Genomic DNA, 11,918 nt, shown 5'->3' with positions numbered 1-11,918 from the left:
TGAAGAACCTGCGCATGGACCCCAAGTTCGCGCAGCGCAACGTCAACGAGGGCTTCTCCGGCGGCGAGAAGAAGCGCCACGAGATCCTGCAGCTCGAGCTGCTGAAGCCGAAGCTCGCGGTGCTCGATGAGACCGACTCCGGTCTTGACGTCGACGCGCTGAAGATCGTCTCCGAGGGCGTCAACCGCGCCAAGGAGAACACCGGCCTCGGCGTGCTGCTCATCACCCACTACACGCGCATCCTCCGCTACATCCGCCCCGACTTCGTGCACGTCATGGTCGCGGGACGCATCGCGGAGGAGGGCGGCCCCGAGCTCGCCGACCGTCTCGAGAGCGAAGGCTACGACCGCTACCTCGAGCCCGTCGCCGACGCGGGCGCGTAGGATCGCGTCATGACCGCGACGCTCACCACAGAGAAGTACGAAGAGGTCATCGAGGCGCTCAAAGACGTCATGGACCCGGAGCTCGGGATCAACGTCGTCGACCTCGGCCTCATCTACGACCTCGCGTGGGATGACGAGAACGACGCTCTCGTGATCCACATGACGCTCACCTCGGCGGGCTGCCCGCTCACCGACGTGCTGGAAGAGCAGACCGCACAGTCGCTCGACCAGGTCGTCGATCGCTTCCGCATCAACTGGGTGTGGATGCCGCCGTGGGGGCCCGAGCGCATCACCGACGATGGGCGCGACATGATGCGCGCCCTCGGCTTCGCCATTTGACGTGAGGGCCCGATGCCGTGAGACGGCATCGGGCCCTTTGCATTCCTGCGCGTTTCGTCTCGGGCGCTGCGCGTCCTCGCTCAACGACCGGCGCGCGCGCCGGGGGCGCCGGCGGCATGCCAAGCTGGAACGGTGACACCCACCCCCCTCCAGGCTCCGCCGCTGGAGCAGCTGCGGCGACGCAGCAGCACGAAGTGGCGCACCTATCCCGATGACGTCCTGCCGCTGTTCGTCGCGGAGCTGGACTTCGATCTGGCTCCGGCGATCACCGAGGTGCTGCAGCGCGCCGTGCTGGCGGGGGACACCGGCTACACGCCGCCCGACCCCGGCATCCGCGACGCGTTCGCCGGGTACGCGCGGCGACGGTGGGGCTGGGATGTGGCGCCGGAGCGGGTGCGTTCGACGGGCGACGTCATGATGGGCGTCGTCGAACTGCTGCGGCGCGTCATCGCCCCGGGCGACGGGGTCGTGATCACGCCGCCGGTGTACCCGCCCTTCGGCGACTGCATCGAAGAGGCGGGCGGCGTCGTGCGCCGCGTCCCGCTGCACGACACCGGCGACGCGTGGCGACTGGACTTCTCCGGGCTGCAGAGGGCGTTCGCCGCGGGGGCATCGGCGATGCTGCTGTGCAATCCGCACAATCCCACCGGCACCGTCCACGCCCGCGACGACCTCGCGGCGCTGGCCGAGCTCGCCGAGCGCTACGGGGTCACCGTCATCAGCGATGAGATCCACGCCCCGCTCACCCAGCCCGGGGTGACCTTCACCCCGTACCTCGACGCCTCATCGGCGGCGGCGCGCAGCGGCTTCGCCGTCACCAGCGCCAGCAAGACCTACAACCTCGCGGGCCTGAAGTGCGCCGTGATGGTCGCCGGGTCCGACGAGACCGCCGCCGTGCTGACGGGTCTGCCCGCCGAGGTGGAATGGCGCACCGGGCTCTTCGGCGCGCTGGCGAACGTCGCGGCCTTCTCCCCGGAGAGCGACGACTGGCTCGCCTCGCTGCTGGCGGCCCTCGACGACAACCGGCGACTGCTGGCAGACCTGGTCGCCGAGCAGCTGCCTGCTGCGCGCTACCGGATGCCGGACGCCGGGTTCCTGGCATGGGTCGATCTGACCGATCTCGGCTGGGGGGACAACCCCGCGGCGACCATCCTGCGTGAGGCGAAGGTGGCCCTGCACTACGGCCCCGCGTTCGGCGCGGAGGGCGCGGGCCACGTGCGCATCAACATCGGCTGCGCACCGGAGGTGCTGCGCGAGGCGATCGGACGCATCGCCGCCCTCGCCCGCGCATGAGCGACACCCGGACGGCGGCAGGCATCTGGTCCGCAGGCTACGTGTGGGTGACCCTCGGCGCCGTCGCGATGATCTTCCTCGCCGCCACCCAGGCTCTGGCCGTGACGACGGTCATGCCGGTCGTCAGCGCCGACCTCGACGGTGAGGCACTGTACGCGGCGGCCTTCTCGGCGACGGTCGCGACGAGCGTCATCGGCATGGTGGTCGCCGGCGCCTGGTGCGACCGCTCGAGCCCGCTGGGTCCGCTCACCGCCGCCGTCGTGCTGTTCGCCGCCGGCCTCGTGGTGGCGGGGCTCGCCCCGAGCATGGAGGCGCTCGTCGCGGGCCGGCTGCTGCAAGGGCTCGGCACCGGCGGTCAGACGGTGGCGCTGTACGTCGTGGTGGCGCGGGTCTTCCCCGGCCGGCTGCACGGCCGGGTGTTCGCGGCGTTCTCCGCCGCGTGGGTGATCCCCTCCCTCGTCGGTCCGGTGCTCGCGGGGGCCGTGGCGGAGCTCCTCCACTGGCGATGGGTGTTCCTCGGCGTCGCCGTCCTCACCCTCGCCGCCTTCGCGCTGGTGTCGCTGCGGCTGAGGGGCACATACCTGGGCACATCGCAGCCAGATCGCACGCCTGTGGGCACGCGACTGCTGTGGGCGGCGCTGGTCGCCGGCGGCGCGCTGGCGCTGACCCTCGCCGGCAGCGCGGGCGTGTGGATGCCGGCGGTCGTCGTGGCATCCATCGCCGTGCTCGTGCTCACCGTGCGCCCGCTGGTGCCCGCGGGCACCCTGCGCGCGGCCCGCGGGCTCCCCAGCGTCGTGCTGATGCGCGGCCTCATCGCCGGCGCCCTCTTCGGCGCGGAGGTGTACGTGCCGAAGCTCCTCATCGACGAGTACGGCTTCTCACCGGTGTGGGCAGGACTCGGTCTCACCGCCGCAGCCCTGATGTGGGCCCTCGCCGCAGCGGTGCAGGGGCGGTGGGGCGATCGTCTCGGCAATGCGCGCATCACCGTGATCGGCACCGCGCTGCTGGCCGTCGCGATCGCCTCCGGCTTCGCCACCGCGGTCTGGGAGCTGCACCCCGCCCTGCTCATCGCAATCTGGTCCCTGGCGGGAGCCGGCATGGGGTTGATGTACCCGCGCCTGACCGTGCTGACGCTCGCCTACTCGACGCCGCAGAACCAGGGATTCAACTCTTCGGCGCTGTCGATCTCGGATGCCGTGGGATCCGCCGTCGTGATCGCGACGATGGGGCTCGTCTTCACGGCGTTCGCCGCGACCGGCGCGGGGTTCGCGGCCGTCTTCGCCCTGGGCGTCGCGGTGGCGCTGGCGAGCCTCGTGCCGGGTCTGCGTCTCGGACACGCCCACGAGGAGACCCGGGTCTGACGGGCCGACGGGCGGGTCAGTTCTCGGCGCGCCCGAGCCGCCAGTAGCCCATGAACGCCACCGCCCGGCGGTCCACGCCGTGCTCGGCGACCAGGCGCCGGCGCAGCGTCTTGATCGCGCCGGACTCGCCGGCCAGCCACGCGTACAGCGGGGCGCTCTTGAGCGCGGCGCCGCCCTTGGCGGTGCGGGGCACCTCCCACAGGATGCCGTGGTCGATATCGACCTCCTCCACGTCGCCGCCCCGCCCGGCGGGGACCAGGTGCGTGGCGGCGTCGGTGGCCTCGGCCAGCAGGTGCGCGCTGCGCGGCGCGTCGTCCCGGCCGGCTACGCGGTATTCGAACCCGGGGTGGCGGGGGAGGTAGGCGGCATCCGCCGCACAGGGCAGCTCCACGACGACGACACCGCGCGCGTCGGGGGGAAGATGCTCCAGGATCGTCGCGATCGCCGGAGCGGCGGTCTCGTCGCCCGCGAGCAGCAGGTGGTCGGTGCGGGCGGGCGGCACGAAGTCGATGCCGTAGCTCACGCCCCGGTGCGCGGTGGTGGGGGCGAAGATGAGCACCTCGTCGCCGACGGCGGCGCGGGCGATCCACTCCGACGCGGGGCCGATCACGTCGTGGGCGACCATGTCGACATCGACCTCGGCCGCCTCGTTGCGCACCGCGCGGGTGGTGTAGGTGCGAAACGGCGGGCGGGCGTCGTCCGGCAGCTCGCGCCATCGCAGGTACCACTGGTCGTCGGTGGGCATGGCGTCGAGGCCGGCCTCGGCGGCGGGGAACACGATCTTTATGCGCTGGTCGTATCCGGGGTCGCCGAAGTCGGCGAGGTCATCACCGGCGAACGTGAAGCGGCGGAAGCTCGGCGTCAGATCGGTGATCGCCGTGACATGTGCGCGGAAGAAGCGGGAAGTCTCAGCGGGTGCCATCGGGTTCTCCGGACGAGGTCGGGGGGACGCGCGGCCCCGGCGCAGATTGCACGTGGTGGCGGCCGCGGGGCAGCACGAGGGGCGAACCGGACACGGGGTCGGGGACGACGAGGGCTTCGAGGGCGAAGACGTCGCGGATGAGGTCGGCGGTGATGACGTCGGCGGGGGCGCCGCTGGCGACGACCTGGCCGCTGCGCACGGCGAAGACATGGTCGGCGTAGCGCGCGGCGAGGTTGATGTCGTGCAGCACCATCACGATGGTCGTGCCGTTGTTGCGGTTGAGATCGGTGAGCAGGTCGAGCACCTCGATCTGGTGCGACACATCGAGGAACGTCGTCGGCTCGTCCAGCAGCAGCACATCGGTCTCCTGGGCCAGGGCCATCGCGATCCACACCCGCTGACGCTGTCCACCGGAGAGCTCGTCGACCGGGCGATCGGCCAGTTCCGTCGTGCCGGTGTCGTGCAGGGCCTGCGCCACGACGGCGTAGTCCCGCTCGCTCCACCGCGCGAGCAGCTTCTGGTGCGGGTGGCGGCCGCGACCGACGAGGTCCGCGACCGCGATGCCCTCGGGTGCGACGGGGCTCTGGGGGAGCAGGCCCAGGGTGCGGGCGACCTCCCTGGTCGGCCGGCTGCGCAGCGACCGGCCGTCGAGCAGCACCTGACCAGCCTGCGGGGCGACGAGGCGGGCGAGAGCGCGCAGGAGCGTCGACTTGCCGCACCCGTTGGCTCCGACGATCGCCGTGATGCGTCCGGGCGGAACCTCGAGGTCGAGGCCTTCGATGACGGTGCGGTCGCCGTACCCGAGCGTCAGCGATTCGGTGGTGAGGGTGTGGGCGGTGCTCACAGCGCGCCTCCCGAGCGGTTGGTCCTGATGAGGAGGTAGATGAGGTACGGGGCACCGAGGACGCCGGTGACGACGCCCACGGGGTAGCGGTTGTCGAAGGCGAACTGGCCGATGAGGTCGGCCACGAGCACCAGCAGCGCACCGATGAGCGCCGCCGGCACCAGCAGCGATCCGCCCGATCCGACGAGCCGAGCCGCGATCGGGCCGGCCATGAACGCCACGAACGCGATGGGCCCCGCGGCGGCGGTGGCGAAGGCGAGCAGCACGACGGCGCCGACGATGAGCATCACCCGGGTGCGGCCGACGTGCACCCCCAGGGCGGCGGCGGTGTCGTCACCGAGGCGCAGGACGCCGAGGTTGCGGCCCTGGGCGAGCATGATCGGTCCGACCACGGCGGACGCAACGACCAGCGGCAGGACGGTGGACCACGTCGCGCCGTTGAGGCTTCCGGTCAGCCACTGCATGGCGGTCTGCAGGTCCCAGGCCGCCGCCCGCGACAGCACGTACGTCACGACGCTGTCGAGCATCGCCGCGACGCCGATGCCGATGAGGATCAGCCGGGTGCCGGCGAAGCCCCCTCGGTTGGAGAGCAGATAGATGGCGGCGGCGGTCAGCAGAGCGCCGCCGAGCGCGAGGAGCGAGACGGCCGTCCCGTCCAGCGACAGCACGATGATGCCGACCACGGCGGCGGCACTCGCGCCGGAGGTGATGCCGATGATGTCGGGCGAGGCGAGCGGGTTGCGCAGGATCGTCTGGAAGGTGACGCCGGCGAGCCCGAACGCGAAGCCGGCGACGAGCCCCAGCGTCGCTCGCGGCAGCCGCAGCTCGCCGACGGTGAACGACGCACCCGGTACCGTCTCGCCCGCGATGACGCGCAGCACCTCGGCGGGGGAGTAGAAGGTCTTGCCGATCATCAGGCTGAGGGCGTACACGAGCACGACGGCGAGGGCGAGCACGGCGGTGAGCAGCGCTCGCCGCCGCTGCCGCGCGCGCCGACCGGCGGCAACCTCTGCGGCCGGCGTGATCGCTGATCCCGTGATGGTCGCGGTGCTCACAGCTCCCTCACCCGCTGGCGTCGCACGATCCAGATGAAGACGGGGGCGCCGATGACGGCGGTGAGGATGCCGACTTCGAGCTCGGCAGGCCGGGCGATGACACGCCCCAGCACGTCTGCGGCCACCAGCAGCGACGCGCCCGCGAGGGCGGAGACGGGCAGCAGCCAGCGGTGGTCGGTGCCCACGAGCAAGCGGCAGAGGTGGGGGATCACGAGCCCCACGAAGGCGATGGGACCGGCGATGGCCGTCGCCGCGCCGCAGAGCACGATCGCGCCCGCGGCGGCGATCAGCCGCGTGCGGGCGACGTTCTCGCCGAGACCGGCGGCCAGCTCGTCGCCGAGCGCGAGGGAGTTCATGCCGCGGGCACTGATCAGGCAGACGGCGGCCCCCAGGGCGAGCACGGGCGACAGCGCGATGATGCGATCCCAGGTGGCACCGCCCACGCCGCCGATCTGCCAGAAGCGGAACGTCTCCATCACGTCCAGTCGCGGCAGCAGCACGGCGCTCACGAGAGAGGTGAAGGCGGCCGAGGTCGCCGCCCCGGCGAGGGTGAGCTTCAGGGGAGTGGCACCGCCGCGGCCGAGCGAGCCGACGGCGTAGACGAACACCGCCGCTCCCGCGGCCCCGGCTATCGCGACGGCCATGACGCTGTACGGCGCCGACAGGCCGAAGAACGCGATGCCGACCACCACCGCCAGGCTCGCGCCGCCGGAGACCCCCAGGATCCCGGGGTCGGCCAGAGGATTGCGCGTGACCGCCTGCATCGTCGCACCGCTCATCGCCAGCGCCGCGCCGACGATGAGCGCCAGCACCGTGCGGGGGATGCGGGCGACGACGGCCGCCTGCGCGATCCCGTCGGTCTGGCCCGTCAGCCCCTGGAAGACCTCGAGGGGCGAGACGTCACGCACGCCGAAGGCGACCGAGGCCGCCGACAACAGGACCAGCAGCGCCACGCCTGCGCCCACCCACGCCAGACGCACCACCGCCGGACGCCGCACGACGGCGGCATCCGGCAGAGGTGTCTGCGCGCGGAGGGCGTTCACGCTCGCTATTGCAGGGGAGCTGCGAGCACGGCGAAGTACTCGTCGATGCCCCAGCCGATCGACAGGGGGGACGGGTTGGCGGATGCCGCGAGCGGAGTGCCATCCTCGAGGATGGCGATGCGACCCTCGGCCACCGCCGGGATCTGCGACAGCAGCGGGTCGGCCTGCAGCTGCTCGATGATCGCGCCGTCGGCCGAGCCGTAGGTGACGAAGACGTCGACGTCGGCGAAGCGGTCCGCCTGCTCGGAGCTGACGGTGAGGTAGAAGGCCTCGGTGCCCTCGGACTCCTCGGCCACGACGTCGGGCGTCGGAAGGCCCAGTCCTTCGAGGAACCCGGGCCGGGTGTCGTGGCTGGTGTAGAAGCCGATGCTGCTGAAGTCGGACGGGTCGAGGTAGGAGAACAGCACCTTCGCGTCGGCCAGCTGCGGGTGGGCGGCCAGCGCCTCCTGCGTCTGGGCTTCGAGGTCGGTGACGAGCTGCTCGCCTTCGTCCGCCATGCCCAGGGCGGCGGAGTTCAGGCGGATCATGTCCTCGTACGAGGTCGCCCACGCCACGTCGGGGTAGGCGACGACCGGCGCGATCTTCGAGAGCGTCTCGTACTCCTCCTGGGTGAGTCCGGAGTATGCGGCGAGGATGACGTCCGGCTGCGTGTCGGCGACGGCCTCGAAGTCGATGCCGTCGGTCTCGTCGAACAGCACCGGGGTCTCGGCGTCGAGCTCCTCGAGGCGCTCCTCGACCCACGGCAGCACGCCGTCGCCGTCGTCGTCGCCCCACGTCGCCTTGCTCATGCCCACCGGCACGACGCCGAGGGCGAGCGGCACCTCGTGGTTGGCCCAGGCGACGGTCGCGACGCGCTCGGGCTTCTCGGTGATCGTGGTCTCGCCCAGCGCGTGGGAGATGGTGACGGGGAATGCGCCGTCCGATCCGCTGGGCGCTGCGTCCTCGGCGGGGGCGGCGCCGGTGTCGGCGCAGCCCGAGAGGAGCAGCGCGGACGCGGCGAGGGCGGCGACGGCGAGACGGGTGCGGGGCACTGATACCTCCGGTGTGCGGGAGTCCCGTTGTTAGGACAGGCTTACTTTACCTCTTTCCTCCTGAGCATCCACATCGGGCGTCACGGCACGCGCGCGTCGCCGCGCCGCGACGCGGTCCACCACGAGGCCGATGAGGAGCGCGACGAGCACCCCGGCGATCGCGCTCAGCAAGGGCTGGTCGGCGAGCCAGTGGCCGGCTACCAGGCCGATCCCGGTGCTGTAGAGGGTCCAGCTCACCGCCGCCACGATGCTCAGTGGAAGAAAGCGACGCCAGGGATAGCGCACGGCGCCCGCGGACATGTTGACGGCGACCCGGCCGATGGGGATGTAGCGCGCGCCGATGATGAGCAGCGCCCCGCGTCTCTCGAGGGTTCCATGCGCCCACGCGAAGGCGGCGGCGACCCTGGGGCGCTGCAGCCACCGCCACCGGCGGGTGCCGACGGTGCGGCCCAGGAGGTACGCGAGGTTGTCGCCGACCACCGCGCCCGCTGCGGCGGCGGCGCACAGCAGCACGACGTCGGGTCCGCCGGCGGATGCCGCGACGGCCGCAGCCGCCACGAGCAGCGTCTCGCTGGGCACCGGCGGGAAGAACCCGTCCAACGCGGCGACGGCGAACATGACGGGATAGAGCCACGGCGAGGCGACGGCCTGCAGGATGAGCTCATTGATGATCTCCACATCGGCGACGCTACGGAGCCGGCGAGCCGGGGGCGTCCGTCGAAAGTCGCACGGCGGTCATCCTGTGGGGGTGTCTTGGCCCTCGGACGGCGAGGTCAGCCACGCGACGTATACTGGGGGGCTGGCCCTGTGCCGACCCCCCCACCACCCCACGAAGAACGGACGTTCGCTGTGCTCGCCGTGCACGACCTCGAGATCCGCGTAGGCGCCCGCGTGCTGATGTCCGACGTCTCCTTCCGCGTCTCCGACGGCGACAAGGTCGGCCTCGTCGGCCGCAACGGCGCCGGAAAGACCACGCTCACCAAGGTGCTCGCCGGCGATCTGCTGCCCGCCGACGGCCGGGTCGAGCGCTCCGGGGAACTCGGCTACCTGCCGCAGGATCCGCGATCGGGCGACCCCGAGATGCTCGCCCGTACCCGCATCCTCGACGCGCGGGGACTCGGTTCGCTGGCGATCGGCATGCATGAGGCGTCGCTGGCGATGGGTTCGGACGACAAGGATGCCGCGGCCAAGGCCATGAAGCGCTACGGCAATCTGACCGAGCGCTTCGAGGCCCTCGGTGGTTACACGGCCGAGGCGGAAGCCGCGACGATCGCGCACAACCTGTCGCTGCCCGACCGCATCCTCGACCAGCCGCTGTCGACCCTCTCGGGTGGGCAGCGCCGCCGCATCGAGCTCGCGCGCATCCTCTTCTCCGACGCGCAGACGATGATCCTCGACGAGCCGACCAACCACCTCGACGCCGACAGCGTCGTGTGGCTGCGCGAGTTCCTCAAGAACTACAAGGGTGGCCTGATCGTCATCTCGCACGATGTGGAGCTCGTCGGCGAGACGGTCAACCGCGTGTTCTACCTCGACGCCAACCGCCAGGTCATCGACGTCTACAACATGAACTGGAAGAACTACCTGCGCCAGCGCGTGGCCGACGAGGAGCGTCGCAAGAAGGAGCGTGCCAACGTCGAGAAGAAGGCCACGGTGCTGCAGCAGCAGGCCGCCCGGTTCGGCGCCAAGGCGTCCAAGGCCGCCGCCGCGCACCAGATGGTCGCCCGCGCCGAGAAGATGCTCGCGGGCCTCGACGACGTGCGCCAGGAGGACCGCGTCGCCAAGCTGCGCTTTCCCAAGCCCGCACCGTGCGGCAAGACGCCTCTCATGGCATCCGGACTGTCGAAGTCCTACGGGTCGCTGGAGATCTTCACCGACGTCGACCTCGCCATCGACCGCGGGTCCAAGGTGGTCGTGCTGGGCCTGAACGGCGCCGGAAAGACGACCCTGCTGCGCATTCTCGCCGGCGTGGACAAGCCCGACACGGGCCAGCTCGAGCCCGGGCACGGTCTGAAGATCGGCTACTACGCCCAGGAGCACGAGAACCTCGACGTCACGCGGTCGGTGCTGGAGAACATGATGTCCGCCGCCCCCGACATCACCGCGACCGAGGCGCGCAAGGTGCTCGGCTCGTTCCTGTTCACCGGCGACGACGTGCTCAAGCCCGCCGCGGTGCTCTCCGGTGGCGAGAAGACGCGACTGTCGCTCGCCACGCTCGTGGTCTCCAGCGCCAACATGCTGCTGCTGGACGAGCCGACCAACAACCTCGACCCGGCGTCACGCCTGGAGATCCTCGACGCCCTGTCGCACTACGAGGGGGCCGTCGTGCTCGTCTCGCACGATGAGGGCGCCGTGCACGCGCTCAACCCGGAGCGCGTGCTCATCCTGCCGGACGGCGTCGAGGACATCTGGGGCAGGGACTACGCCGACCTCATCACGCTCGCCTGAGCCCACCGCCCACGGCGGCACGCTCGGCTCGGTCCAGCCTCGATACGGGCTGACGCACGGCTCCGACGGTCCCGGAGGGGGTCAGCCGCCCGCGCGGTCCATCAGTGCGTCTTCGGCCTCGGCGTCGCGGTCCCGGCGGCGCTTCGCGGGGCGCGGCCGCCGCACGGCACGGGCTCCCGTGGCATCCCCGCCGGCGCGCGCGGCGGCTTCGGCACGGTCGGCCGCTTCCTCGCGGCGGACGCGCAGCTCGGTGCGGATCATGTAGCCGATGAAGATGAAGCCCATGACGGCGAAGAGGATCCACTGGATCGCGTACGACAGGTGCGGCCCGGGGTCCTCCGAGGGCGACGCGATCGCGTTCGGAGCCTCCGCGGGCGCCGGGTCCTCGCTGGCCATCAGCCCGTACGCGCTCTCGATGAGGGCGTCGCCGCCGTCGATCAGCTCGGCGATCAGCGGAAGGTGGATCGTGGCGACCTGACCCTCGGGCGCCGATCGGCCTGACGACGGCAGCATTTCGCCGGCCTTCAGTCGCACGACCACCGTCGTCGGCCCTTCGGGCGCGGCGGGGACGTGGTCGGGTTCTGGCTGATCTGCTCCCGGGCGCACCCATCCGCGGTTCACGAGCAGAACGCGCCCGTCGTCGGTGTGGAACGGCACGAGCACCTCGAAGGCTGCGGTGCCTCCGTGCGGCCGGTTGCGGACGAGCAGCTGGTCATCGGCGGCGTACTCGCCGACGAGGGTGACCGGGTGCCACTGGTCGCCGGGATCCATCTCGCCTGATTCGGGGATCAGCTCCGCCAGCGGCACCGCCGCGGCATCGTAATTGCGCTCCACCAGCTCGAGCTGCGTGGAGCGTTCCTCGCCGCGTGCGAACTGCCAGTGCGACAGGTAGGCGCAGGCGATCGCGAACACCACGGCCACGGCCACGTAACCCGACCACCGGACGGCGGCCGGCACCGGACGCCGACTCACGGCGCAGCCGCCGCGGTCAGCGGCTCGACCGCCACAGGGAAGTCCCGCGCGACGAGGTAGTCGCGCAGGTAGGCCACGTGCTCATCGCACGCGGCCCAGCGCTTGCGTCGGTCCTCGGGATGGATGCGCGGATTGCGCCACACCACCAGCCACTGTGCGTCGGCATGGCAGCCTGCGCGCGAGCAGATGGTCTCGTTCACGTCGGTTCTCCGGGGGCAGGCGGACGC

13 protein-coding genes are annotated in these 11,918 nt (G+C 71.6%); 5 read left to right on the top strand and 8 right to left on the bottom strand.

Annotation, left to right across the window (positions count from 1 at the left end; translation table 11 throughout):
- The 4 genes from NQ160_RS10505 to NQ160_RS10490 all read left to right on the top strand — a co-directional run.
- A partial coding sequence (locus NQ160_RS10505; RefSeq protein ID WP_374113645.1) for an ABC transporter ATP-binding protein occupies positions 1–383 on the top strand: 383 nt, incomplete at its 5' end.
- Between the two features lie 9 nt (positions 384–392).
- Complete coding sequence (locus NQ160_RS10500; RefSeq protein WP_257515188.1) at positions 393–722, top strand: metal-sulfur cluster assembly factor; 330 nt, start codon at positions 393–395, stop codon at positions 720–722.
- Between the two features lie 132 nt (positions 723–854).
- Positions 855–2,015 (top strand): MalY/PatB family protein, encoded by a 1,161-nt coding sequence (locus NQ160_RS10495; RefSeq protein WP_257515187.1) that lies wholly within the window; start codon positions 855–857, stop codon positions 2,013–2,015.
- Positions 2,012–3,376 (top strand): MFS transporter, encoded by a 1,365-nt coding sequence (locus NQ160_RS10490; RefSeq protein ID WP_257515186.1) that lies wholly within the window; start codon positions 2,012–2,014, stop codon positions 3,374–3,376. The genes NQ160_RS10495 and NQ160_RS10490 overlap by 4 nt, the downstream gene beginning before the upstream one ends.
- A 16-nt stretch (positions 3,377–3,392) precedes the next feature.
- Here the strand turns inward: NQ160_RS10490 and NQ160_RS10485 are convergent, their stop codons facing one another.
- Genes NQ160_RS10485 through NQ160_RS10460 form a run of 6 tightly spaced genes read right to left on the bottom strand, consistent with a single transcriptional unit; the run spans position 3,393 to position 8,949 of the window.
- On the bottom strand, positions 3,393–4,298 hold the full coding sequence (locus tag NQ160_RS10485) for a siderophore-interacting protein (protein ID WP_257515185.1): 906 nt from the start codon (positions 4,296–4,298) through the stop codon (positions 3,393–3,395).
- Entirely contained in the window at positions 4,285–5,142 is an 858-nt protein-coding gene (locus NQ160_RS10480) for an ABC transporter ATP-binding protein (RefSeq protein WP_257515184.1), read from the bottom strand. Before NQ160_RS10480 ends, NQ160_RS10485 begins: the two co-directional genes overlap by 14 nt.
- Complete coding sequence (locus NQ160_RS10475) at positions 5,139–6,197, bottom strand: FecCD family ABC transporter permease (RefSeq protein WP_257515183.1); 1,059 nt, start codon at positions 6,195–6,197, stop codon at positions 5,139–5,141. Before NQ160_RS10475 ends, NQ160_RS10480 begins: the two co-directional genes overlap by 4 nt.
- Positions 6,194–7,240 (bottom strand): FecCD family ABC transporter permease, encoded by a 1,047-nt coding sequence (locus NQ160_RS10470; protein ID WP_257515182.1) that lies wholly within the window; start codon positions 7,238–7,240, stop codon positions 6,194–6,196. Before NQ160_RS10470 ends, NQ160_RS10475 begins: the two co-directional genes overlap by 4 nt.
- 5 nt (positions 7,241–7,245) lie before the next feature.
- A complete protein-coding gene (locus tag NQ160_RS10465) occupies positions 7,246–8,271 on the bottom strand; it encodes an iron-siderophore ABC transporter substrate-binding protein (protein WP_257515181.1) in 1,026 nt (341 codons plus the stop codon).
- Positions 8,272–8,301: 30 nt separating this feature from the next.
- A complete protein-coding gene (locus NQ160_RS10460; protein WP_257515180.1) occupies positions 8,302–8,949 on the bottom strand; it encodes a DedA family protein in 648 nt (215 codons plus the stop codon).
- A gap of 171 nt (positions 8,950–9,120) precedes the next feature.
- On the opposite strand from NQ160_RS10460, the gene NQ160_RS10455 reads away from it, so the two are divergent.
- The gene (locus tag NQ160_RS10455; RefSeq protein ID WP_257515190.1) at positions 9,121–10,719 is read left to right on the top strand and encodes an ABC-F family ATP-binding cassette domain-containing protein; all 1,599 of its coding nucleotides are present in this window, start codon (positions 9,121–9,123) and stop codon (positions 10,717–10,719) included.
- An 81-nt stretch (positions 10,720–10,800) separates the two neighbouring features.
- Here the strand turns inward: NQ160_RS10455 and NQ160_RS10450 are convergent, their stop codons facing one another.
- Entirely contained in the window at positions 10,801–11,691 is an 891-nt protein-coding gene (locus tag NQ160_RS10450) for an SURF1 family cytochrome oxidase biogenesis protein (protein ID WP_257515179.1), read from the bottom strand.
- Positions 11,688–11,891: a hypothetical protein gene (locus NQ160_RS10445; protein ID WP_257515189.1), complete on the bottom strand. Its 204-nt coding sequence runs from the start codon at positions 11,889–11,891 to the stop codon at positions 11,688–11,690. The genes NQ160_RS10450 and NQ160_RS10445 overlap by 4 nt, the downstream gene beginning before the upstream one ends.
- Between the last annotated feature and the right edge of the window lie 27 nt (positions 11,892–11,918).

The sequence above is a fragment of the Microbacterium sp. zg.Y909 genome (assembly GCF_024626565.1).
The sequence above is the reverse complement of the archived record's forward strand: the minus strand, read 5'-3'. Positions and strand labels throughout refer to the sequence as shown.